This is a genomic window from Paenirhizobium naphthalenivorans (genome assembly GCF_007992095.1).
GTDB classification, from domain to species: Bacteria; Pseudomonadota; Alphaproteobacteria; order Rhizobiales; family Rhizobiaceae; genus Allorhizobium; species Allorhizobium naphthalenivorans.
Map to the genome: position 1 here is coordinate 15155 of NZ_BJZP01000028.1, position 25778 is coordinate 40932.

17 protein-coding genes and 1 pseudogene are annotated in these 25778 nt (G+C 58.4%); 14 read left to right on the top strand and 4 right to left on the bottom strand.

The features are described 5' to 3' along the window. Positions 1-124: 124 nt before the first annotated feature. From RNA01_RS19690 to RNA01_RS19760, 14 genes and pseudogenes are all read left to right on the top strand, one after another. Positions 125-385: pseudogene (locus tag RNA01_RS19690) on the top strand (AGE family epimerase/isomerase); the annotation flags it as partial. Positions 386-467: 82 nt separating this feature from the next. Further along, the gene (locus RNA01_RS19695; protein WP_147181869.1) at positions 468-1550 is read left to right on the top strand and encodes a glycosyltransferase family 4 protein; all 1083 of its coding nucleotides are present in this window, start codon (positions 468-470) and stop codon (positions 1548-1550) included. A gap of 525 nt (positions 1551-2075) precedes the next feature. After that, positions 2076-3110 (top strand): HlyD family secretion protein, encoded by a 1035-nt coding sequence (locus tag RNA01_RS19700; protein WP_235916791.1) that lies wholly within the window; start codon positions 2076-2078, stop codon positions 3108-3110. Beyond that, complete coding sequence (gene rbbA / locus RNA01_RS19705; RefSeq protein WP_147181870.1) at positions 3107-5842, top strand: ribosome-associated ATPase/putative transporter RbbA; 2736 nt, start codon at positions 3107-3109, stop codon at positions 5840-5842. Before RNA01_RS19700 ends, rbbA begins: the two co-directional genes overlap by 4 nt. A gap of 1 nt (position 5843) precedes the next feature. After that, on the top strand, positions 5844-6971 hold the full coding sequence (locus RNA01_RS19710) for an ABC transporter permease (RefSeq protein ID WP_147181871.1): 1128 nt from the start codon (positions 5844-5846) through the stop codon (positions 6969-6971). A gap of 338 nt (positions 6972-7309) precedes the next feature. Next, positions 7310-8125, top strand: a complete 816-nt coding sequence (gene bcsN / locus RNA01_RS19715; protein WP_170253565.1) for a cellulose biosynthesis protein BcsN — start codon at positions 7310-7312, stop codon at positions 8123-8125. A 98-nt stretch (positions 8126-8223) separates the two neighbouring features. Continuing rightward, positions 8224-10428 (top strand): UDP-forming cellulose synthase catalytic subunit, encoded by a 2205-nt coding sequence (bcsA, locus tag RNA01_RS19720; protein ID WP_147181873.1) that lies wholly within the window; start codon positions 8224-8226, stop codon positions 10426-10428. Further along, complete coding sequence (locus RNA01_RS19725) at positions 10425-12827, top strand: cellulose biosynthesis cyclic di-GMP-binding regulatory protein BcsB (protein ID WP_147181874.1); 2403 nt, start codon at positions 10425-10427, stop codon at positions 12825-12827. The genes bcsA and RNA01_RS19725 overlap by 4 nt, the downstream gene beginning before the upstream one ends. Continuing rightward, positions 12824-13870, top strand: a complete 1047-nt coding sequence (locus RNA01_RS19730; RefSeq protein WP_147181875.1) for a family 8 glycosyl hydrolase — start codon at positions 12824-12826, stop codon at positions 13868-13870. The genes RNA01_RS19725 and RNA01_RS19730 overlap by 4 nt, the downstream gene beginning before the upstream one ends. Then, complete coding sequence (locus RNA01_RS19735; RefSeq protein WP_147181876.1) at positions 13867-16062, top strand: cellulose synthase; 2196 nt, start codon at positions 13867-13869, stop codon at positions 16060-16062. Before RNA01_RS19730 ends, RNA01_RS19735 begins: the two co-directional genes overlap by 4 nt. 1257 nt (positions 16063-17319) lie before the next feature. After that, positions 17320-17499 (top strand): hypothetical protein, encoded by a 180-nt coding sequence (locus RNA01_RS19745; protein ID WP_147181877.1) that lies wholly within the window; start codon positions 17320-17322, stop codon positions 17497-17499. 38 nt (positions 17500-17537) lie between these two features. Beyond that, a complete protein-coding gene (locus RNA01_RS19750; protein ID WP_210245786.1) occupies positions 17538-18545 on the top strand; it encodes a TIGR00341 family protein in 1008 nt (335 codons plus the stop codon). Positions 18546-19000: 455 nt separating this feature from the next. Further along, the gene (locus RNA01_RS19755; protein WP_147181878.1) at positions 19001-19981 is read left to right on the top strand and encodes a GGDEF domain-containing protein; all 981 of its coding nucleotides are present in this window, start codon (positions 19001-19003) and stop codon (positions 19979-19981) included. Positions 19982-20236: 255 nt separating this feature from the next. Further along, on the top strand, positions 20237-21679 hold the full coding sequence (locus RNA01_RS19760; protein ID WP_147181879.1) for a methyl-accepting chemotaxis protein: 1443 nt from the start codon (positions 20237-20239) through the stop codon (positions 21677-21679). A 368-nt stretch (positions 21680-22047) separates the two neighbouring features. On the opposite strand, the gene dmpG is transcribed toward RNA01_RS19760, so the two are convergent. From dmpG to RNA01_RS19780, 4 genes are read right to left on the bottom strand one after another with little or no spacing between them, the layout of a single operon-like run. After that, a complete protein-coding gene (gene dmpG, locus RNA01_RS19765) occupies positions 22048-23070 on the bottom strand; it encodes a 4-hydroxy-2-oxovalerate aldolase (protein WP_147181880.1) in 1023 nt (340 codons plus the stop codon). Between the two features lie 10 nt (positions 23071-23080). Then, positions 23081-23992 carry an acetaldehyde dehydrogenase (acetylating) gene (locus tag RNA01_RS19770; protein WP_147181881.1) on the bottom strand — a complete coding sequence of 304 codons (912 nt, stop codon included), beginning with the start codon at positions 23990-23992 and terminating at the stop codon, positions 23081-23083. Between the two features lie 16 nt (positions 23993-24008). Beyond that, complete coding sequence (locus tag RNA01_RS19775; RefSeq protein ID WP_147181882.1) at positions 24009-25292, bottom strand: TRAP transporter large permease; 1284 nt, start codon at positions 25290-25292, stop codon at positions 24009-24011. Beyond that, the gene (locus tag RNA01_RS19780; protein ID WP_147181883.1) at positions 25289-25771 is read right to left on the bottom strand and encodes a TRAP transporter small permease; all 483 of its coding nucleotides are present in this window, start codon (positions 25769-25771) and stop codon (positions 25289-25291) included. The genes RNA01_RS19775 and RNA01_RS19780 overlap by 4 nt, the downstream gene beginning before the upstream one ends. Positions 25772-25778 lie beyond the last annotated feature (7 nt).

The window sequence follows — 25778 nt, forward strand, 5'->3', positions numbered from 1 at the left end:
ATCAAAACCAGAGACAGGGGTGTTGCGTGCAGCGATCTCAACATGCTGCAGGATACAACGGCTGGTGGACAGCTACCGAGAGCTATGAGGATCTGCCCGAACCGGATGGTGCCTTTGGCCGCAAGCAGAAATGCTGAAGGCATTCTTGATGCAATATCGCGAACTGGGCGACGACGGGGACCGGCAAAATGCGGAGGCTGTCGCCCAGTCTCTTTTCAAGTCCTACCTTGCCAACGCACCCGATGGCTGTTGGCACGACCGCCTGGACACGCAAGGAAAGTCGACAGCCAAGACAATCCCCGCGAGTTCACTCTATCATTTATGGACCGCTGTCGTTGAAATCATGGACAATCCCCAAAGATTGACTGGCTTTGCCACGCACTGAGTGGACGAAACTTCCGAGCTGTTCCCTGAAGAATTGAATCAGTCAGGGCTCTGCAGTTCCGGATCAACGAGAGATTGTGCTAATGGCCACTTCAGCAATATTCGCTAAAGGTGCGATGGAGGTGGCAACAATGAAACTGGCAGTTAATGCGCGTGTTACAAAATTTGCGATGGGCGGCCAGCAAAGGGTAACAGCAGAAATCTTGAAGCGATTGGGTCCTTTGACGGAACTCGCGCCCCGACATCCACTGGGAGGGATGAAGGGCCATATGTGGGAGCAGTTCATTCTCCCACTGCGGGCAAGAGGCCAATTACTTTGGTCGCCATCTGCTACTGGTCCAATATTCAAGGGGCAGCAGATAGTCACACTCCATGATGTCGCATTCTTGGACGTACCCGAATTTTTCTCCGGCTCCTTTGCCGCATTTTACAAGACGTTGATGCCAGCACTGGTAAAACGTGTCGCGCGTATCGTTACTGTTTCAGAGTTTTCGCGGCAAAGGATTGCTGCGACACTGGGTGTGGACGAGAGCCGGATCGATGTTATCCCGAACGGCGTCAGCGACCATTTCCGTCCCTATCCAGACTGCGAGGTCACCGCGACACGCGTTTCACTTGGCCTGCCGAAACGCTACCTTCTGCTGCAGGCGACAGCTGACAAGCGTAAGAACCTTGCAAGGACGCTGCGGGCATGGGCACATGCGCAAGATCAACTTCCGGACGATGTCTGGCTTGTGGTGTCGGGCAACCTTGGGCGGGCACATGTTTTCGGCGACATGGAATCGATTCCCGATGCGCCGCGAACGAAGCTCATTGGTTATGTCGATGAAGCGCACATGGGGCCACTGCTCGCCGGCGCAGAAGCCTTCCTGTTCCCTTCGCTCTACGAAGGATTCGGTCTACCGATCATCGAGGCGATGAGCTGCAATACACCGGTCCTGACTGCCGCAGCGACAGCGACACAGGAGATTGCCGGTGACGCCGCTTTGTTGGTTGATCCAAACTCGGAGGCCGCCATCGCAAAGGGTATGATCGAGATCGCCAACAATGCGGAACTACGAGCACGGCTTTCAAAGCAAGGGTTGGAGCGGGCTCGAACTTATTCTTGGGACAAGGCAGCACAGCAATATCGCGCAGTGTTTCGTTCCCTGGGCGCGGACATTTGATGGCTCGAATGAAACGGCAGCCGTTCAGGGAATCATCTAAATCAATCAACTTCAAGCTGCTGATTGGTGCAATTGAGATTACGCCTAGGCACTCACTGGAGGCGGACAACGATCTCGGACCGTCCACGCTATAGAGCAAGCGCGACTAGACGCCCAGCAACTTCGCCAGCGCTGGCTTGACGAAAAATTTGATCTTAATCCAGCGCGACTCGTGTTCATCAACAAGACATGGACGGCAGCCAATATAGCCCTTGACGCATGGAAGATGCCTCAGGGGACCGCGCACTGGACCTCGGGAGTTGGAGTTCCCCAGTTCTGAGTTCATTCCCTAACATCCGCATGAACCATCATGATGCACCAACGCAACAGACTATTTGGCAGATCGACAATTTGATTTTAATCAAGGTCGTGACGAGCGCCGGACCCTAAATGTATGAGAGATTGTGTGGGGCCGGACTCACTGTTACGCCACTGCATCTGGCAAAGAGACTTCCAGCCTGTGCGAACTGGCCTCCAGCAGACTGAGTGTGGGAGGGTCGGACCGGCAAATGGTCGTTAGAATTGGGGAATGGAATGATGCAATGGAAACAATATGGCCTAATCGCCGCCGTCCTGATCGTGATATCGGGAGGCGCTTATGCCTACTGGGTCACCACACAAAAGGACGAAATTCCGGTTGGTTTTGCCATGAGCAACGGGCGCATTGAAGCCGAGCGCATCGATGTCTCGACCAAGCTGGCCGGCCGCATCGCGAAGATCCTCGTTTCCGAGGGACAATGGGTGGAAGAGGGCGATCTTGTCGCGCAGATGGATGCGGTCGAAATCGACGCCCAGCTTCATCAGGCCGAAGCTGCGGTCGTGCAGGCACAGCAGCAAAAGCTCCAGGCAGAAGCTTTACTCAACCAGCGCAATTCCGAGCTAACGTTTGCCACATCAACGCTGGCGCGGATCCAGGCGCTGGCCGATGGTGGGCATGCGTCCCAGGAACAGCTTGAACAGGTGAAGACCACAATGACCACCGCGCAGGCTGGCGTGGAGGCCGCCAAGGCCGGTATCGATCTGGCAACAGCGACGATCGCGTCCGCCAATGCCGCGGTGGATCGCCTCAACAGTGTCAGGGCCGATGCCGACCTGACGGCCCCCCATAGCGGCCGAGTTCAGTACATCCTCGCAAAGGCCGGTGAAGTGGTTGCTGCAGGCGGTAAGGTTGTGACGTTGACCGACCTAACCGACATCTACATGACAATATACCTGCCCGCTGCGGAAGCCGGTCTTCTGCCAATCGGTTCGGAAGCGCGCATCATTCTCGACCCGATCCCACAATACGTTATTCCGGCCACGGTGACATTTGTCGCGAGCACCGCGCAGTTCACACCGAAAACGGTGGAGACCAGTGATGAGCGGGAACAGCTTATGTTCAAGATCAAGCTCACGATTCCTCCTAAGCTGCTGGAAAAATACCAGGAACAGGCCAAAGCTGGTGTGGCTGGCGTCGGCTATGTCCGCGTTGATGATACAAAGACCTGGCCCGACACACTTGCGGTGAAGCTGCCGCAATGACCAGTGCCGCGGTCGCTCGCCTGTCGTCGGTTACCCACCGATACCGTACAATCCCGGCATTACAGGATGTGACGCTTACAATCCCCGCGGGCTGTATGGCAGGGTTGATCGGACCGGACGGCGTCGGGAAATCGACGCTTCTGGCCTTGATCGCCGGAGTCAAAGAGTTGCAAAGCGGCGATGTGATCGTCCTGGATGGCAACATGCGGGACGGCAATCACCTGAGAGCCTGCAACCATCGCATCGCATACATGCCGCAGGGGCTCGGCCGCAATCTCTATCCGACGCTCACAGTCTTTGAAAACCTCGACTTCTTCGGTCGCCTGTTCGGCCAATCCGAAGGCGAACGCCGTGCCCGCATCAACGCCCTTTTACGGGCCACCGGTCTCAGCCAGTTTCCCAACCGACCCGCCGGAAAGCTCTCGGGCGGCATGAAGCAAAAGCTGTCGCTTTGTTCAGCGCTGATCCATGACCCCGATCTGCTGATCCTCGATGAGCCGACCACGGGTGTCGATCCGTTGTCGCGCCGGCAGTTCTGGGAGCTGATCGACGAAATCCGCAAACAGCGTCCAACCATGAGCGTTATCGTCGCCACCGCCTACATGGAGGAGGCCGAGCGCTTCGACTGGCTTGCCGCCATATCCGCCGGCAGAGTAATCGCAACCGGCACACCAGCTGAAATTCGTGACCAGACGGGCGAGGCGACTCTGGAGAAGGCGTTTGTCGCCCTCTTGCCAGAGACCGAACGGCAAGGGCATCACAACGTCGTTGTGCCGCCGCGCCAGCATAACGATGGGCCGCCTGCCATCGAGGCCCAGGGGCTGACCTGCCGGTTTGGCGATTTTGTCGCGGTCGACCACGTCGACTTCCAGATCGAGCGAGGCGAGATTTTCGGTTTCCTAGGATCGAACGGCTGCGGCAAGACGACAACGATGAAGATGCTGACCGGCTTGTTGCCGGCAAGTGAAGGTAAGGCCCTGCTGTTCGGCGAGCCACTGGATGCCGGCGACATGGCGACCCGCCAACGGGTCGGCTACATGTCGCAATCCTTCTCACTCTACAGCGAACTGACGGTCCGCAGGAATCTTGAGATGCACGCCGAACTCTACCGGCTGCCAGTGGAGACACGCGCGGCCCGCGTCACCGAGATGCTGACCACATTTGACTTGCTCGACGATGCCGACAAGCGTCCAGACTCTTTGCCGCTGGGTATCCGGCAACGACTGCAGCTTGCCGTCGCCATCATCCATGCCCCGGAGATCCTCATTCTCGACGAGCCGACCTCAGGCGTCGATCCGATCGCACGGGATGCGTTCTGGCAACATCTCATCGACCTTTCGCGCAACCACGGCGTTACCATTTTCGTTTCCACACACTTCATGAACGAGGCCGAGCGCTGCGACCGGATTTCGCTCATGCATGCGGGCAAAGTGCTTGCCATCGGCGCGCCGGCTGATCTGGCGAGGGACAAAGGATCGGGCAATCTGGAAAATGCCTTTGTCAGCTATCTTCGCGCAGCGTCGGGCGCCGCAGAGGATGAAGCGACGCCGCTGCCCACCAATCTGGAGGATGCTGTCCACGCCTCGGCGACCACGAGACACAGGGATTTCGATCCGGCCCGCCTGTGGGCTTTCGCGCGCCGCGAAACGGTGGAAATCCTGCGTGATCCCCTGCGCTTGACCTTCGCCTTTTTGGGTCCGATCATCCTGATGCTGACGTTCGGCTACGGCATTTCATTTGATGTGACATCCCTGCCCTATGCCGTCTACGACCGCGATCAGAGCATCGAAAGCCGACAGCTGCTGGAGAGTTTCTCGGGCTCGCGCTACTTTGCGGAACAACCTGCGGCGCACAGCTCTGCCGAACTCGAAGCGCGCATGAAGAGTGCGGAACTGGCGATTGCGATCGAAGTCCCTCCGAATTTTGGCCGCGACATGCTGCTTGGCCATCGGCCCGAGATCAGTATTTCTGTCGACGGCGCCATGCCGTTTCGAGCCGAAACCATGCGCGGCTATCTGCTCGGTCTGGAAAAGGCCTATATGGAAGCCCAGATCGCGCAAACCTATGGTCGCATCATCGACACATCCGCAGCCAGTATCGAGACGCGGTTTCGCTACAACCAATCCTTCGAGAGCGTCTTCTCGATGATCCCCTCCGTCATCATGCTGATGCTGGTGCTGATTCCCTCGATGATGGCTGCCATGGGGGTCGTGCGCGAAAAGGAAACGGGATCAATCGCCAACTTCCGTTCGACGCCGGTTACACGCACAGAGTTCATCCTGGGCAAGCAATTGCCTTATGTCGCCATCGCACTGGTGAGTTTTCTGACACTACTTATCGTATCCTACATTATTTTCGGCGTACCTATCAAAGGTTCGGTCATGGCACTCCTGGCCGGCACATTGCTCTACGTATTGGCGACAACCGCCTTTGGCTTGCTGATCTCGGCTTTCACGCGAACACAGGTGGCCGCAACGTTCGCGGCGGCGGTCATCGCGATCATTCCGGCCGTCAACTTCTCTGGTCTGATCGTGCCGGTATCGTCACTGTCAGGCGGCGGCTGGTTGATCGGCGTCGCTTTTCCTTCGGCCTGGTATGAACAGATCAGTGTCGGAACCTTCACGAAAAGCCTCGGCTTTTCGGAACTCTGGCCAAACCACGTGATGCTGGCAGGCTTTGCGGTTTTGTTTATCGCCGTGTCGATATTGGCGCTAAAGAAACAGGAGAGATGACATGCAGCAATGGCTCTCCAACGTCTTCCGCCTCGGCCTCAAGGAACTGAGCAGCCTGCGCGCCGATCCGGCCCTGATCATTCTCATTTTTTATGTATTCACCCTTGCTGTGTATTCGGTGGCAACCGGCGCCAAGCTGGAGGTCGCCAATGCCTCCGTTGCTTACGTGGATTATGATCGCTCGGCTCTGACCGGGCGTATTCTGGGTGCTATCCTGCCCCCCACATTCAATGCTCCCGAACCAATCGCCGCCAATCAGGTCGATAGCATGATGGATAGCGGGCGCTATGTTTTCGTATTGTCCTTCCCTCCGAGTTTCGAAGCCGATGTTCTGGCGGGGCGGCAACCACAAATCCAGTTGAACGTCGATGCTACGGCCATGGCACAGGCCGGTAACGGCGCAGTCTTCCTACAGCAGATCATCAGCGAGGAAGTCGCGAAATTCGTATCCGGCGACGACAGCACAACGGCTATGCCGATCAATCTGGTGGTAACGCCGAAATTCAATCCGAACCTGAATTCGGTATGGTTTTCGTCCGTCATGCAGATCATCAACAATATCACCATTCTGTCGGTGCTGCTGACCGGCGCGGCCCTGATCCGGGAACGCGAGCATGGCACAATCGAGCATCTCCTGGTGATGCCGGTTAGTCCGTCGGAAATCATGGTGGCCAAGATCTGGGCCAACGGCCTGGCCATCATCATCGCGGCGGTGCTGTCGCTTTGGCTGGTGGTCCAGACGCTTCTGGGCGTTCCGGTCGCCGGTTCGATCCCGCTGTTTGTCACTGGATCGGTTCTCTATCTGGTCTCCGTGACCGGGCTTGGCATTCTTCTGGCCACCTTCACGACCTCGATGCCACAATTCGGGCTGCTGGCACTGCCGGTTTTGGTCATCATGAATCTGCTGTCGGGCAGCATCACACCGATGGAGAGCATGCCTGTCTGGTTGCAGAATATCATGCAGGCGTCTCCGTCAACGCATTTCGTCGCCTTTGCTCAAGCCATCCTCTATCGTGGGGCGGGTCTGGAAACGGTCTGGGTCGACCTGGTGGTCATGGTCGGATTGAGTGCGCTCTTCTTCCTTGTTTCGCTCAAGCGCTTCAGGCTGACGATGGCTTCTTCTCGCTGACCCAGACTGCAGGGCTATTCAGTGCTCCGGGCGGAGATGCACCAAAGCTCCGGAGAGCACCTCATGGAACAAGGCAAAAGCCCGGCAGCATCTGCGGACAAGTCGCCAGATCTCTCTGCCCTTTCGTGCACCGCATGATTGCATGTTAGTTAAAAGTCGAAATATGGTTAACAATCGATTACGCTTGTCAATCTAGCCTGTGTAACCTGAGCCCGGTAGTCGGCAGAGGCCTTACCGTAGGTAGGAAGGTGATGGCCTGTAAGATGCGATTGCTAACAGTCCCATTGATGTTATCGTCCTTCGTTCTGCTCACTGGTTGTGGGACGGGCGGGACGGTCATGCGCAATACAGCGGCGGAGCAGGTTGCGAGAACAAGCGCGCTGGTATTTCCGCCACCGGGTGGACCAGCGATCGTCGGGGTCATCGAGAATAATTATGCCAATGGCACCGAACAGATTATCGCACTGCACACCACATCGTCGGTGAACGGGCAGAACGCGATCAAAGTACAGTTCGTCGGTACATCTTCGGGAAGCCCCAGCAATGGACGCCTGCTTTCGCCGGCGTTGAAACCGGAGACCACCATCCTGCGTGAGATGCGGCGCGATCTGCCCGGCATCGCCATGCGACGTTCGCCATTATACCTCCAAAATAACTACGGTCCCTTCGCCTATGCCTCGGGCACCAGCAACAACGGTGACGTTTGCATCTATGGCTGGCAGCAGATCCGGTCAAACGGCGAAGCACGTAGCGCACTGAGCAACCTCGGCCTCATCCAGATCAGACTGCGGCTCTGCGACAGTCTTGCCAATGAACAGCAGTTGCTGGAGACGATGTACGGATTAACCATCGTTGGCGCTTTCAGCGGCAAAAGCTGGAATCCCTATGGCCCCGCCGCGCGTGCCAATCAAACCGTCGGTGCTCTGGATCATCCGATCTATCCCGTGTCAGCTGAAGCCCGTGTCCCGGCACCGCAGCCAGTGCGAAAGCCCGCCGACGTGCCGAAAAGCGACAGTCCCCAACCTCCACCGGTTCGGAAAAATCCAGATCAGCGGCCCACTGAGTCTCAACCACAGAGCGGTCCACTTGTTCCATTGCCCCCAATGGTTTACGGTACCCAAAGCGCACTGCCGGTCGTGCCCTTGCCCAATTGAGTGGCCAGCACCGCCGGTAACGACTGCCCATAGTACTAAGCCTCCTCGATGACTCGGCAGCGCCTGATGGCGTTTTCGTGAAAAGAACCAGAGGAACAATGGTATTTGCAGGAATACGCACCACTCTGATTTGGTTGGTCGTTTTGGCCTGCCTGCTGGTGACGGTCACGCTGCCGGTCAATATGCAGACGCAGTTGATCGCTGGCTTCGTCGTGTTCTCCATCATGGCAGCAATAAAAATGCTAAAAGCCACAGGAACCTGGCGGCTGGTTGCGCTCGCCTTAGGCATGACGATCATCCTACGCTATGTCTACTGGCGGACCACCAGCACCCTGCCGCCGCTAAACCAGCCACAAGACTTCATCCCTGGTTTTCTGCTCTATCTAGCGGAAATCTACAACGTGATGATGCTGCTACTGAGCCTGTTCGTCGTTGCCATGCCGCTGCCCTCCCGCCCGTTCCGCACGATCGGAACGCTTGAGCAGATCCCGCAAGTCGATGTCTTCGTGCCGACCTACAATGAAGACGCGACTCTGCTGGCGAATACGCTGTCGGCCGCCAAGGCGATGGATTATCCACACGACAAGGTTCAGGTCTGGTTACTCGACGATGGCGGCACCGATCAGAAGCGGAACTCGAACAATCTCGTCGAGGCAAAGACGGCAGTCGCGCGATATACACAATTGCACGAACTCTGTGAAGAACTCGGCGTGCGTTACCTTACCCGCGAGCGCAACGAACACGCCAAGGCCGGCAACCTCAACAATGGCATGAAACACTCAACCGGAGAACTCATCGCCGTGTTCGACGCCGATCACGCGCCAGCACGCGAATTTCTCACCGAAACGGTCGGCTACTTCGCCGATGATCCGAAGCTTTTTCTGGTTCAGACACCACATTTCTTCATCAATCCGGATCCGATCGAACGCAACCTGCGGACCTTCGAGCACATGCCAAGCGAAAACGAGATGTTTTACGGCATCATCCAACGTGGGCTCGACAAGTGGAACGCATCATTCTTCTGCGGTTCGGCGGCGGTGCTGCGGCGCGAAGCGCTGGAAACCACGCATGGGTTCAGCGGAATCAGCATCACCGAGGATTGCGAGACCGCGTTGGAACTGCATGCCAGCGGTTGGAATAGCGTCTATGTCGACAGACCGCTGGTCGCCGGTCTTCAGCCGGCGACTTTTGCAAGCTTCATCGGTCAACGCAGCCGCTGGGCGCAGGGCATGATACAGATCCTGATGTTCCGTTTCCCACCGCTGAAACGTGGCCTGACCGTCGCCCAGCGCCTTTGTTACATGTCATCGACGCTGTTCTGGCTATTCCCCTTTTCGCGCACGATGTTCCTCTTCGCGCCGCTGTTTTATCTCTTTTTCGACCTGAAGATCTTTACCGCTTCGGGTGGCGAATTCCTCGCCTATACACTGGCATATATGCTTGTGAATCTAATGATACAGAACTATCTGTTCGGCTCGTTTCGCTGGCCCTGGATCTCCGAACTTTACGAATACGTCCAGACCATACATCTTCTGCCAGCAGTCACCTCGGCGTTGATAAATCCGAGGAAGCCGAGCTTCAAGGTTACCGCCAAGGACGAGAGCATCAAAGTCAGCCGGCTGTCCGAGATCAGCCGCCCTTTCTTCGTCATCTTTGCTGTGCAGATCATAGCCCTCGCCCTTACCATCTACCGGGTCTACGCCGAGCCATACAAGGCGGACATCACGCTCGTGGTCGGCGGCTGGAACGTGTTCAACCTCATTCTTTCCGGCTGCGCGCTTGGCGCCGTTTCGGAGCGCGGCGAGCGCCAGTCCTCCCGCCGCGTCCAAGTACAGCGGCGCTGTCAGATCCAACTTAACGATGTCTGGCATGACGGCTGGATCGAAAATGTCTCCGTGAACGGCGCCGCGTTGCGCGTCTTCAACGACGAGCTGCATGCCATCGACCGAGGATCCGATGCGTTGATCCGTTTCCAGATTGACGGTGATACCGAAATGGCGACTCTTCCCGTCAATATTCGCGACATCCAGACTGCGGACAAACTGACTCGCATCGGTTGCAAATACGCACCGACCTCAGCACACGACCACCGCATGATTGCCGATCTCATCTTCGCCAACGCCGACCAGTGGACCCAATTCCAGCAATCCCGTCGCCGCAACCCTGGTGTCATCAGAGGAACCCTCCAGTTCCTATCGTTGTCCGCTTACCAGACCAGCCGCGGTCTGGTGTACCTGTTCCGCAGCCTACGCCCGGAAAGCGAGGCCGAAAAAACTAAGCAGGCAGAGGGAGTTCAGGCATGAGACGACTGCTCTCCGTCGCCCTGATCAGCATCTGGACACCCGCGATCGCCTGCGCCCAGGTAGCCCCCTTCGACATGTCACGCGAGCGGCCGGTCGACGTTCCGCCCGTGCGGCTGCCGATGACACCAACTGAGCCTCAGCCCCAACCTCAATCCCCGCCCGCCCCCAATGCTTTGCCGCCGGCTGCCGGCGCGCGGCCATTGTCGCATCCGCAGGCAAGGCGCACAGGCGCGGCGGTGGAGACGTCCTCCGGCACAACCACGCGCTACATCGCACCCTTCCCGCAGATGACCTTCGAGGGTGAATATGACAGGAAGTCTTGGTCAGTTTACCTGACACAGGAGGAGGCGGCCAGCCGGGCACAGCTCAATATCGGCTACCGGAACGCCGTGGTCGTCGCACCGGAGGCCTCCGAGCTGTCCGTCTTCGTCAACAACCAATTGGTCGGTCAAGAAGCAGTCGGCTCCCCCGACGCGGTCTCAACTATACCTTTCACCATTCCGCCGAACCTTCTCCAGCCCGGCACCAATCTGCTGACCCTGCAGTCGGATCTGCGCCATCGCACAGACTGTAGCATCGACTCCACGTACGAACTCTGGGCAAATGTCGATGCGACAGCAACCTATCTAAGCTTCGACACCGCGGACAAATTCGCGCTACCGGGTACGGACGCGATCAGGGCTGTGGGCCTCGACCAGACGGGTGCAACGCAGTTCGACTTAGTGGTGCCCGCGCTCGAGCAATCTGGCACCACACAACCGCTGCTGCGTCTGGTGCAAGGGTTGGCGCTGCTAAGCGGGATGCCGGGTCAGCGCTATTCCTTCACCACCGCCAGCACACCGCCGGACGGACAGGGCAGGCTGCGCATATTCGTCGGCACCGCCGTCGAACTGCGATCGCTGCTGTCGGCACTGCCCACTGCAGTCGAAAACGGACCGCTCGCGACCTTCATTGCAGCGCCCGACGGTGGCGCACCGGTGCTGCTCATCAGTGGGCCCTCATGGCAGGCGATCAGCACGGCCATTGACACTCTGGTGAGCCCCGTCGACAGGGCAAGTACCGTTCTGCGCGCCACCGTGATGACCAAGCACTGGAGTGAGCCCGAGGCGCCTATACTGTTCTCAGACAGCCGGCTCACCTTCGCGGAACTCGGCCCAAAGACCATCGAGTTTTCCGGCCGGCGGTTGCGCACCGGCTTCAATGTGGCCGTGCCTGCGGATTTCTACGCCAACGCTTATGGCCAAGCCACGATCCTGCTTGATGCAGCCTATTCGGACGCGGTGCTGCCCGGCAGTCATATCGACGTCTATGTCAACGGCCAGATCGCCTCGACCGAGGCGATCACCGCTAGAGATGGTGGCATTTTCCGCCACCTGCCGATCCTTGTCACGATGCGCCATTTCAAACCGGGCCTCAATCATATCGACATCGAGGCCAACGTTACCACCCAGGCGGACATCACCTGCGCCCCGGGAGCGCCCGCTTCGAGAACCGCCCGTATTGCAATTTTCGACACCTCTGAGTTCCACATGCCCGATTTCGCGCGAATCGGCCAGCGGCCGAATCTAGCGGCAATGTCTTGGTTGGGTTTCCCCTATGGAGAGGGCGCCTTGCCAACCTCGCTCTACATGAACCGCATCGACGCCGATATGCTGTCGGCGTCGGCCACGTTGTTGGCGAAGATCGCGATGGCAGCAGGTCGGCCAATCTCGCTTGACATCACCACTTCCATCAGCAGCGTCGGCAACCACAATGCCATATTCATCGGGCCGATCTCGCAGCTAGCGCCCACACTGCTGTCACAGCTCAACATCTCCTCCTCGGCCGTGACCGAGTGGCGGCCGGCCGCCAATGTGCAAGCCACCGATGCTGATACCGGAGCCATTTTCGACAGCTGGCGATCGCGGGTCACGGGCGACAGTTGGCGTGGCCGGATTACCGCATTTCAAGAGTGGACGCTGCGCAATTTCGACATCTCTCTCAACTCGCTGCAATTCATTCCGCAGCAACCGGCCATCTTCGAGCCATCCAATTCGATCACCACAATGATCGCCCAAGGTGTCAGTCCCAACGGCACCGCCGAATGGACGCTGGTGACGGCGCCCTCGGCGAAGGACCTGCGCCAGGGACTGAACGCCCTTACCACAATCGCCAACTGGTCCGACGTGTCCGGCCGCATCACCACCTATTCGGCCGAGACTGGCAAAGTGCAGGCCATCACCCAAACGCGGCTCACTTTCTTCGGGACGCAGCCATGGGCACTGGCCAACTACCGCCTGATCGCGGCGAACTGGTTGTCGACGAACATTCTTTTCTACGCTTTTCTGCTGGTCGTTCTGGCGCTGCTGGTTGGCGTCACCACCCGCTGGCTACTCGCCGTCTTCGGGAGACAAAAATGAAAGCCTCACGTCGATTGATCGTAGGACTGCTTGCCTCCGTCATCGGTTTTCCAGCCGCCGCAGCGGTGCAGCCGGGTGTGGAACCAGAAAACTGGGCGGCTTACAAGCGGATGTTCCTTGAGGAAAACGGCCGTATCGTCGACAACGCCAACGGCAATATCAGCCACAGTGAGGGGCAAGGCTATGGACTGCTGCTCGCCTATTTGGCGAACAGCCCGGACGACTTCGAACAGATCTGGTATTTCACCCGCACCGAACTGATGGTGCGCGATGATGGACTTGCCGCCTGGCGCTGGGATCCGGCCAGCCATCCCCATGTAAGCGACGTCAACAATGCCAGCGACGGCGATGTTCTAATTGCCTACTCTCTGGCGCTTGCGGGCTATGCCTGGCACCGCGACGACTATCTTCGCATTGCCGCCAAGATCGCCCGCACACTGCTGAAAGAGGTCGTCGTCACCTCCAAAGGACGGACACTGCTGCTGCCCGCGACCGACGGCTTTTCCGTTTCCCAGCGCAAGGATGGACCGGTAGTCAACCCCTCCTACTGGATCTATGAGGCGATCCCGGTGATGGCGGCGCTTGCGCCCTCCGATGCCTGGTCGAAGCTTTTCCGCGACGGGCAGGGCCTGCACGCGATCATGCAGTTCGGCCCGCGCCGGCTGCCGGCGGATTGGGTCAGCCTGTCGGAAACGCCCAAGCCGGCGTTCGGCTTCGAAAAGGAGTTCGGCTACAATTCCATCCGCATCCCGCTTTACCTGATGCGCGCCGGTATAGAAGATAAACCGCTGCTGGCGCGCCTTGCTGAGGGCATGACCACCGCCGACAGGACGCCAGCCACCATCGACCTTTCGACAGGTACCGCCAAGGAGGCGCTGCCGGATCCCGGTTACCGCATAATCAACCATATTGTGGCGTGTGTAGTCGATGGAGCACAACTGCCGCAGTCGAGCCAGCGTTTTACGCCAGCTCTTTACTATCCCTCAACCCTGCAACTCTTGGGGTTGGCATTTGTCGCGGAGAAACACCCGGAGTGTCTTTGAACTCTTTCTTGATGGCCATCGCCATGGCAGTTGCTGTATCAGTGCTCACCATTGCGGTAGAGCACGGCCTCAACTTGAGAGAAATACCGCTCTTCGGCATCGACCAACCGCGCGATTCTGGTGCGGTTGAACAGTCAGGCGATGCCGCTGCAATCGCCGCCCGCCTTAGCGAAAGACCGGAGCTACCCCGCCAATCACCTACCGTCGCCAGAAATGCAAGCGCGGCCGGCAGCGACATCATTGCACAAGCGCAGGCCGGCAATGATGCCGAAACGCCTGCGACCATCCAGCCTTCCGCTCCAGCGCAACCGGTCGGGCAAGCGGAGTCGCCGGCTGGCCAGGCACCCGCTGGCCAGCCGGCACCGGCGGCATCATCGAGCCGACCAGTGGTTGACGAGAGCGCCCTGCGCTATTTTGCCAGCCATGGCGACACCAAGCGGCTCAAGGTCGAGATCGCCCGCCTGCAGGCGCTCTATCCTAATTGGGTGCCGCCGGCCGACCCGCTCGCGATTCCAACCAATAACGATACGCAACTGGAAGCGATGTGGAAGCTCTATGCTGACGGCAGTTTCGCCGAGTTGCGTGGAAAGATCACGGAACGTCAGAGCAACGAGCCGAATTGGCAGCCGCCATCCGACCTGCTCGAGCGGCTGGACATCGCCGAAGCCCGAACTCGCTTGGTCAACTCCTCGGAAATGAAACAGTATTCGGCCGTCATCGATATCGCCGCTCAGACGCCGGTCCTGCTGACCTGCGCCGAGATGGACGTGCTTTGGCGGGTAGCGGAAGCCTTCGTCAAAACCGACCGCGAGAGCCGCAGTGTCGAAACCTTCGCTTACATACTGCAAAACTGCACCGAGCAGGCCGAACGGCTGGCCACGATGCAGAAGGCTGCCGAGCTTCTAAGTTACAAGCCGGTGCAGCAATTGCTCAGCTACGAAAGAAGGGGCATCGACGGGGCCGGCGAGTTTGAGGCAATTCGCAACGACCTCGCCCGCCGCTTCGTCAATGATGCCAATGAGGACCCAAAATTGGTGATTGACCCGAGTTGGGTCACGCGCCTGGAGCAACTTGCTACAACCACTGGCGATGCTTCAGACCTGCTCCTGCTTGGCTGGTACCAACTCGGCCATAAACAGATCGCGGAGGCAGAAAAGTCCTTCCGCGCGTCGCGCACGAAGAAATACACGGCCGCAGCCTCGCAAGGCCTTGCCCTGACGCTGCTTGAAGAGGATAAGCCGCAAGAGGCCGAGGACGCGATGTATGCTTTGCGACACGCAACCGACGACACTAAGGCGACCTATCTCGCAGCCACTGCCAGACTGATGGCGCGACAGCCGCCGCTCATTCTCGATGAGACCATCCTGGCGCGCATTGCCGCAGAGGTCATTGTTCAGAAGGATGCCACCACGGCCCAAGAATTCGGCTGGTATGCCCGCACCTTTGACCAAATGCCGACAGCGGCCGGCTGGTTCGAAACCGCACTCGCCTGGAAGCCCGACGACGAGCCCTCCGCCTACGGTCTGGCGCTTACCCTTTATCAGCTGAAAAACACCCTACGGGTGTCCGAAATCAAGCGACAGTGGAAAGATCGCTCACCGCGCATCGCCGCGATCGGTGGCGCGGCGGACGCGTCCACTGGTCTGACCGCCGCTCCCGACGGCAAGGCGCGGCGAGGCGCGGCGAGGCGCGGTTGCAGCAATACCCTGGACCCGCGCACCCTGTCCCCGCAGACAGCGCTGACTCGCGGTTGGTGCCTGATGGACAAGAATCGTCCCCTGGAAGCCATAGATAGCTTCGAGGTCGCCATAGGCGGCGTGGGCCAAACTCGCGCGGATGGGGTCTATGGCCAGTCGCTCGCTTATCTGCGGCTCGGCCTGGCCGACAATGCTGCAGTGGCTGCGGCGCGGGCACCACTGCCGCCGTCACGCGCCGCTGAACTACAAACGGCGATCCTATCCAAGCGCGTGACCAATGCCTTCGACGCGGGGCGCTACAGGCAAGCGCTGCTTTTTCTCGACCAGCGGGCCCAATTTCAGCCGGAGCCTATCGATCTAATGGTGTTGCGCGGCTATGCCTATCAGAACCTCGGCATGGTCGCGGACGCAATCAAAATCTTCGAGGCCGCCGCTGCCACCGGCAATGTCACGGCAATGCGCGCCCTCGGCGACCTCCGCAGCGAACGGCGATAAGGCCAGAACCACAGCCGCCGGCAAATCCCTACGGTTGAACAAAAGGGTTTTGTCGGCCATCAACGCGCACGGAGCAGAAACCAGAGTCAGAACTGGTAACCAAAAATGTCCGGCGTGCGACGGAAGATAGGGCGCATGGCTCAAGTCTCCAACGAATCTTGATCTTTGTCGGTCTGTCCATGCTGTCGCTCCATTGCGTCAGACGGATCTCGGGCGCGCGCATGCAAGCGCTTGATCGGGACGGCTCAGCTGGCGGCGATTTTCACCCGCTGAAGGCAAAGCGACCGCGTCCGCAGGCACTGCCCGACGATGAACTTGTATCGCCCAATGATGGAAGTGGCCCGGTCATGAACGCAACCCTCTCTACCTCTTCATCGGCGCGCTCGTTATCGCCATCTTGGTCTTGAGCTATTATTTCTTCCAAGAGCGTCAGAAGACGAGTAGCATTGAGATGAACGTTGGAAGGAGCGGTATTACTGTCGAAACCAAGTAGGCTTGACTATCCTGGGTAGTTCCCTACGAGCCATCGTCTAGAGCAATTCCAGCAAAAGTGTGTAGCGGTTTTTCGTCCAGAATTGCGTAAAAACAAATAGATAGAGCATCGCAGGCGACTCGGCTTTCGCCGGTGATGCCCTAGGACATGAAAGCGAAGGTTTCGAGGCATCGGTTCAGAAATGGAATGCCCGGTTTGCCGACAGCCGGTTGGCGTCGTCCTTGGAGTGAAGACCATGCCTCTTGGAACAATACTTGTCATTCTACTGGTCATCTTCATGCTTGACGGCTTCAGCAGCGGCTACGGCTTCGGTAATGGGCGATATCGGCGTCATCCTGATCGTCGTTCTCGTCCTACTGTTCACAGGCCGGCTCTAATCTGATGAAGGGGGATGGCGGAGGTCGCTGTTTGAAGAAACACCATTTCGCCACCGCCTCGCCAAGGTGTGCTGTTTCCTCGCCCAAAAAAAGAGGACAGAACCGGCGTGGCCGGCTCGCGTCAGTTCATCCAAGACCATGGCGTGACCAATGCTTGAACACTCGAGGGCAAGCCTGTTCGTCGATGTCGCTGCCGTGATCTGGAGATTTCGAAAACCACCACCGTGTGCCACGGCCCGAGTAACGTTCCGAAACCGCTGGCGATGGCGCTCACAGCGGAGATCGGCAAGTTATCCGAAACCATTGCCTGAAGGCTTGGCAAGATGCTGGACGTGTGTGCCAATAGTTCGTTCGTGATGGAACCCAGATAGACCAGGGAGTGATGATATGCCGCTTTGGCAGCGATTGCTGATTACGGTTGTGACCATGCTGGTGACGAGTTTCGTCGCCGGCCTCTTGTGGCGATGGATCTTCAGCACGGACATACCGGGCTATCTGAGTGGCGTTGTCGGCGGCCTAACGGCGCTGCCGGTATGGGAGCTATTGAAGCGGATAGAAATACGGTGATGGCTAGGTCCGACTGCGCATCGAAGAGGTGAGATCCGATGGCCCTGCGCTTGCTCGAGATGGTGCTGCAGGAGAAGGACAGCGCCGACATCCGCGAGCTTCTCAAAGATTGCAAGGTACTTGAATATCGACAGATCCGATTAGGGGACGAGGAAGTGCTCCTGCGCATCCTTCTGGATGTGGAGCGGAGCGAAACGGTGCTGGATTTGCTGGAGAAGCGCTACACCAGCATGGAAGGCAACCGGGTGGTGATTCTGCCTGTCGAAGCGACGTTGCCGCGCGCCCAGTCGGAGCCGAAAACGGAAGCGGCTGCCACGCCTGAACAAATGACGCCGGAGGAAGAAATGCCCCAGCGGATCGGCCGCGAGGAGTTGTACGAGGACATCAAGAACGGCGCGCGATTGTCGCGGACCTATCTGGCGATCGTGGTGCTATCCACGGTGGTGGCGGCCATTGGGCTGAGCCACAACAGCGTGGCAGTCATCATCGGAGCCATGGTTATTGCGCCGCTACTCGGTCCGAACATCGCGATGTCGCTAGGCATTACGTTGGGTGATCTATCCTTGCTTCGACAGGGGTTCTGGACGGCGACGGTAGGCGTTATGGCGGCGCTGGCATTGTCCGTGCTGATTGGCGTGATGCTGGACGTGGACCCGACATTGCTCGAATTGGCGTCGCGCACCCGGGTGGGGCTGGGCGACATCGTGCTGGCATTGGCGTCAGGCTGCGCGGGCGCGTTGGCGTTCACGACGGGGGTGCCGACTGCGTTGATCGGCGTGATGGTCGCGGTGGCGTTGTTGCCGCCGCTAGTGACGTCCGGCCTGCTGTTCGGCGGCGGACATCCTACCTTGGCCATGGGGGCCTTCGTGCTGTTTCTGGTAAATTTGATTTGTGTAAATCTGGCGGGGATGACGACATTTTTTGTGCAGGGAATCAAGCCGACGAACTGGTGGGAGAAGGATAGGGCCGTAAGAGCCACACGCATTGCGATTGCGCTGTCGGTGGTCCTATTGGCGGCGCTGGTGAGCATCATCCTGCTGGTATGAAAGGGCAACATGACCAGCACCCATTCGCCATGCCCGTATCAAACCGGTGTTTGCCCAGCTTAACGGAAAGGTCGAACGTTAGCACCGGGCGGACGAACAAGAGTCTTGCTAGCGCCTTTCCCATACAGTGGGTGTCGATCTCTACGCAAGACTCGATGAGCGGGGCGCGCATCCACAACTCGGCAAGACCACACGGAGCATTCAAAGGAAAAGCGCCTTACGAAATCCTCCGAGAAACGCTATAAGCAACAGAAAGGCGTCACAACACGGTGGAGCGAAGCTGATCTTCGCACAGAAGCTATGCGGACCGTTCCGTTGAGCCAGGTTCGATAAACGAAGCCGAATCAGGTCATACCTGCCGTCGCAGCCAATCAATCTGGAATGCCCAGATACCGACTTCACGCATCATAAACAGAAGTATGCTGAGATGATGGGAATAAAGGCGGGATGTGAAAATGAAGAACTTCCTTCGAAGGCTATTTGGGAGTCGTGCCGCGACAAAAGAACCTACGCCGGTGGACTTCAAGATACTGACGGAACACAGCGGCGATATAATTTTGCAAGTCGGTCAGGACTTGAGACTTCGATATGTATCTCCCTCTGCAAAAGCTGTTGTAGGGTGGATGCCCGATGAGATGCTTCTACACCAAGAGAACCTCTTGCACCCCGATGACCTGCCCCGGATCAAGGCTTCAATACTGCACCTCGTTGCAGGCTCTTCAAGAGAACAGATATCCTTCAGGGTAAAGCGCAAGGACGGCGATTGGGCTTGGATGGAGGGTTCATCCAGCCTTATCCGCGACTCATCGTCGTCCGGTGACATGGTTGTCGTAATGCGAGATGTCTCCGAACGTAGACGTTTGGAGGATGAACTCGCTCAGATGGTTTTTCAAGATAAGCTCACAGGCATTGCAAACCGTCGCAAATTCGATGAGGTCTTGGAAAACGAATGGCAACGCTGCCTGCGCAACCATGGCCATATGTCTCTGATTCTTCTGGATATCGATCATTTCAAGGGGGTGAACGACCGGTATGGGCATCAAGTCGGAGACGACTGTCTCCGCTCTATAGCGCAGACCACCCAATCCCTCATGACTCGTCCTGCCGATCTCGTGGCTCGCTATGGCGGTGAGGAAATTGCTGTTGTCCTGCCGGATACCGATCAGGAAGGCGCACTTAAGATTGCCGAGAGACTGAGGCGATCTATCGAAGCTCTGAAAATACCCAATCAAGACAATCATGAAGGTAATGGGATTGTTACGATCAGTGCTGGCGTTGCGACTGCATTTTCCCGCGTTGGCGGCAGGATAGTGATGCCGGAAGGTCTCCTTATGGCCGTGGATCGTGCCCTGTACGAAGCCAAGCATGAAGGACGGAACCGGGTGGCAAGCTCCATGCTTCTTATGCCGGCAACCGGTGGCAGGCCACACGGCTAATCCCTGAAAGCGGCATTATAACGTTCTGAATGTCGCCGAACCCGGAGACACTGGCCGACTCCTACTTGCCTTGCGCCGGTATTGACCTCCACCCGACAGTCCGAGGCCGAAAGCATCTTTCATACACGAAGATCGCGGGAAATAGACTTCATTTAGAAGACCTTAACCACTTTTAGCTAAATTTGAAGAAGGAGGCGTACCCAGCCTCGGAATATACTCGGCACCTCGCTTCTACGGTATTAAAGGGACTGTCAAATGGCGATTTTTAACACACGTTCGTCCAAGAAGGTTGATGAGCTGGAAGCTCAACTCAAGGCAGTTCGCGAACGTTCAGGGCTGTTGGATGAGGCCTCAGGTGTTGGGCTTTGGGAAGCACTTCTAATCAATGGCGATGCCATGCATCCCGAAAGCAAATGGACCTGGTCGGCTGAGTTTCGCCGTATGGTCGGCTATGAAAGCGACGCAGAATTCCCAAATGTAGTTAGTTCCTGGTCGGATAGACTGCATCCGGATGACGTGGCGCCAACCTTTGCAGCCTTCGGCAAACATCTTGAGGATAAGACGGGCAAGGCGCGCTACGACATCAATTATAGACTCAAGGTGCGCGACGGCTCCTACCGGTGGTTCCGCGCAACGGGAGGATGCGTTCATCAGCCCGATGGCGTGACCATTCGAGCCTGCGGCTCACTCACGGATGTCAATGAGCAGATACTGATGCAACAGAAGGCAGCGCAGGACGCCGAGGACGACCGCGTCGCGATCACCGCCTTGAGTGAGGCGCTGGCCGCATTGGCAAAGGGTGACCTCGCCCATCGGATCACGACGCAGTTCACCGCCAAGGCCGAACCGCTCAAAGCCAACTTCAACGCTGCCGCCGACAAACTCCAGGCAGCGATGGTCGGGGTCACGAATGCCATCACCAGCATGCGCGACAGCTCTGGGCAGATCAGCAGCGCCGCCGACGACTTGTCGCGCAGAACGGAACAGCAAGCCGCCTCGTTGGAGGAAACAGCTGCCGCGCTCGACGAAATCACGGCCACCGTGAAAAAGACTGCCGAAGGTGCAAACCAAGTTGCCACAGCCGCATTGAATGCACGCTCTGAGGCGGAGGATTCTGGTACGGTTGTTGAAAGCGCGACCGACGCCATGGCACAAATCGAACAATCATCCAGCCAGATCAGCCAGATCATCGGCGTTATTGATGATATCGCCTTCCAGACCAATCTGCTGGCTCTCAATGCCGGTGTCGAAGCCGCTCGCGCGGGCGAAGCCGGCAAGGGCTTCGCTGTCGTTGCGCAGGAGGTACGCGAGCTCGCCCAGCGCTCCGCCAATGCCGCCAAGGAGATCAAGACGTTGATCACCACCTCGTCGCATCAGGTCAAACAGGGGGTTCAGCTCGTTGACCAAACCGGAAACGCCCTGCGCGCTATCGTCAAGCAGATAACCGACATCGCCGACCTTGTGAACGAGATCGCCTCGTCGACGCAAGAACAGTCCACAGGACTTAACCAAATCAATACGGCCGTAAACCAGATGGACCAGATGACACAGCAGAACGCTGCCATGGTCGAGGAAACAAGCGCATCTAGCCATTCCATGGCACAGGAAGCGACGGAGTTGTCGAGAATGGTCGCGATATTCAAGCTGGATGAATACGACAGGTCGAGCGGAAGCGTACAAGCCAAGTACGCAGCCTGAATTCTTCATCCGGCCGTTTGGCAAGGCCACTGGATCCGGAAACAACGATGACAGCTTCGGCAACGGACATCATCCATGTCCGTTGCCGACGGTTCTTCACGGATCTGTCCGTCGACAACTCCCTGCCGACGGCGTTGGTTCATGAAACATGGACTTAAGCGGATTTCGATCTTTGATCGGGGCTATCCATACCGTTACTTCATTGCGGAAGACCGATTTCGCGGATGCGTATTCAAAGCCTCCCCGACTGAAAAGGGCGCGGTCATTTTCGTGACCAAAGCTATTGCGGGGGCAAGGCCATAAATCAGCCAATGCGCATCTTCCTTGTTACAAGGTTAACCTTGCCCCCGAGTTCTAGCTTTCCCGCTTCACGCCTTGGCGCGCGACATCGTTAGTGCCAGATCCTCAATCATGTCTTCTTGACCGCCGACCATGCCGCGCCGGCCCAGTTCCAACAACAGGTCGCGTGCAGGAATGCCATAGCGCTTCTCGGCGCGTTCGGCGAACAGCAGGAACGAAGAGTAAACGCCAGCGTAACCGAGCACCAGCGAGCCGCGATCGACCCTGATCGGACGGTCCATCATCGGCACAACGATGTCCTCGGCGGCGTCCATGATCTTGAACAGGTCGACGCCAGTTTCGGCGCCCATGCGTTCAAACACCGCGACCAACAGTTCGGTGGCGGCATTGCCGGCGCCAGCACCGAGGCCGGCGATCGCACCGTCGATGCGGTTGGCACCCGCTTCCACGGCTGCGACCGAATTGGCAATGCCCATGCCGAGATTATGATGGCCATGGAAACCGAGTTCGGTTTCCGGCCTCAGCGCGGCGCGGATAGCGGCGACGCGGTCGGTCACGTCCCGAGGTAGCATGTGACCGGCGGAGTCCGTGCAGTAGACGCAATTGGCACCATAGCCTTCCATCAGCAGCGCCTGCTCCACCAGCTTTTCCGGACTGGCGCGATGCGCCATCATCAGGAAGCCGACCGTATCGAGACCGGTTTTGGCGGCATAGGTGATGTGCTGCTCGGCACAATCGGCCTCGGTGCAGTGAGTCGCGACACGCACGCCGGAAATGCCGGCATCCATGGCTTCCTTGAGCGTGTCCACCGTGCCGATGCCCGGCAGAAGCAGGGCCGAGACCTTGGCCTTCTTCATGTGCGGAATGACGGCGGAGAGATATTCAACGTCGGTCGAGGCCGGAAAACCGTAGTTGACGGAAGCGCCGCCGAGGCCGTCACCATGGGTCACCTCGATCCAGGGCATGCCAGCTTCGTCGGCCGCCTTGGCGATCTCGATCATCTGCTCAGTGCTGATCTGGTGACGCTTGGCATGCATGCCGTCGCGCAGGCTCATTTCGTGAAGGGTGATCTTGCGTCCTTCGATGCTCATCTTGGTCTCCTCAGGCGCGGGCGGGTAGGGTGAGGACGCCCTTTGCGGCCTCTTCGGCGAAAAGCTCGGCGGTGCGCAGGGCCGCCGCCGTCATGATGTCGAGATTGCCGGCATATTTCGGCAGGAAATCGCCAAGGCCCTCAACCTCCAGATAGATCGACACGCGGTTGCCGTCGAAGACCGGACCGTTCACCAGCTTGTAGCCGGGTACGTATTTCTGCACCTCGGCTACCATGGCCTTGACGCTCTCGGTGATCGCAGCCTGGTCGGGTTCGCCCTCCGTCAGGACATGCACGGTGTCGCGCATCAGAAGCGGCGGCTCCGCCGGGTTGACGATGATAATCGCCTTGCCACGCTTCGCACCGCCGACCTTCTCGATCGCCTTAGCCGTGGTGCGGGTAAACTCGTCGATGTTCTTGCGCGTGCCGGGACCGACGGAGCGGGAGGATACGGAGGCGACGATCTCGCCGTACTCGACCGGCTGCACACGCGAGACGGCGGCGACCATCGGAATGGTCGCCTGACCACCACAAGTCACCATGTTGACGTTCATCTCCAGCCGTTTGGCGTGGTCAGCGAGATTGACCGGCGGAATGCAGAACGGCCCGATGGCCGCCGGCGTCAGATCGATCATGATCACACCAAGCGCGTTAAGCTTGCGCGAATTTTCCGCATGTGCATAGGCCGAGGTCGCATCGAAGGCAACGCGGATGTCCTCGGCAAGGACATGCTCTAGCACGCCGTCGACACCGGTGGCGCAGGTCTTGATGCCCATTTCGGCGGCACGCTTGAGTCCTTCGGACGCGGGATCGATTCCGACCATGAAGACCGGCTCGACCCAATCGGAGCGTTGTATCTTCATCAACAGGTCGGTGCCGATATTGCCGGGCCCGATGATGACCGCCCGCAGTTTCTTGCTCATTTTCCTATCCTTTGCATTACATTCCGAAGAGGGCGGGGAGCGCCAGGGAGACCGCCGGCACATAGGTGATGATCAGAAGCACGACGATCATCACCACCATCGGGGTCACCGCTCCCCTGACCACCGTCTCCAGCGTGAGACCGGAAACGCGCGACGCGACGAAGAGGTTCACGCCGACCGGCGGGGTGACCATGCCGATGGCAAGGTTGACGATCATGACGATGCCGAAGTGTTCGGCGCTGACCCCAAGCGCGGTTACCAGCGGCAGGAGGATCGGCGTCAGGATGATGATCGCCGCAATCGTTTCCATAAAGGTACCGACGATCAGCAGGATCACGTTGATCGCCAGCAGCAACAACCAGGCCTGGTCCACCGTCGACGTGATGAACTTGGCCAGCATGACCGGCACGCCCTCGATCGCCAGCGCCCGGCCGAAGATCGTGGCCGTGCCGACGATCAACATGATGGTGGCCGACGTCAGCGCCGAGCCGGCGAAGATCTTGTAGAGATCCTTGAGGTTCAGTTCGCGGTAAACGAAGGCGCCGACCACGAAGCCGTAGATGACGCCGACTGCAGCGGCCTCGGTCGGGGTGAATACGCCGCCATAGATGCCTCCAAGGATGATGACCGGCACCATGAGCGCCCATTTTGCATCGTTGAGAACGGCCAGCATTTCGCGCCGCGTCGGGCGATAATCGCCAGGCCTCTGGCCATCCTTCCTCGCTTGCAGCCACGCGTATACGATCAACGAGACGCCTATCAGCAAGCCGGGAATGACGCCGGCCATGAACATCTTCGACACCGAGACATTGGCCGACGTCGCGTAGATCACCATGGGGATCGACGGCGGAATGATAACGCCGAGCGATCCGGAGCAGGCGACCAGTCCCGATGAGAAGCTCTGCTTGTAGCCGTCCTTTGCCATGGCGGGCAGAAGGATCGCGCCGACGGCGGCAACGGTTGCCGGGCCCGAGCCGGAGATGGCGGCGAAGAAGATGCATGTGACGACAGCGATGATCGCCATGCCGCCGGTATAACGGCCAAAGAACATGCGCCCGACATTGATCAGGCGTTGCGACAGTCCACCTCGGCCCATCAGGTCACCCGCCAGGATGAAGAACGGCACAGCCATCAGCGGGAAACTGTCGATCGAGGTGACAAGGCCTTGCGGCACGTACGAACCGGAAACCTTGCCGGAAACGAGCAGTGCCACCGTCGAGGCGATCCCGAGCGAGATCGCGATCGGCACCGACAGCACCAGCAAAAGGGCGAGAAGCCCGAACAGGATCAGCGAAATCATGACATCGATCCCTGCCGTACGCCACGCAGGTCGAGCACGATCGATTGGAAAAGCCGCAGGACCGTGAGCAGGAAGCCGGAGAAGGGAGCCAAGTAGATAAGGCCCATCGGAATGCCGAGCGAGGCCGATTTCTGACCGAAGCGGAAGGTCTTCTCGACCATCCACCAGCCTTGATACATGACAAAGAGGGCAAAGGCGCCGAAGATCACATGGGTGAGAATCCGAACAAACAGTCGACCCGAGGGGGACAGCAGATCGGTGGCCATCGTCACGCGGATATGAGCATCCATGCGGACCGCATAGGCGACGCCAACATAGGTCATCCAAATGAAGAAATAGCGCGCCAGCTCCTCCGACCAAGAGAGCGAGGCCCCCATCACGTAGCGCATGAAGATCTGCACTCCGATGAGAACCGACATCAGGGCCATCAGGGCCACAACAATCGCTTCCTCGAAATGCGCGTCAATGAGTTTGAGCATGAACTCC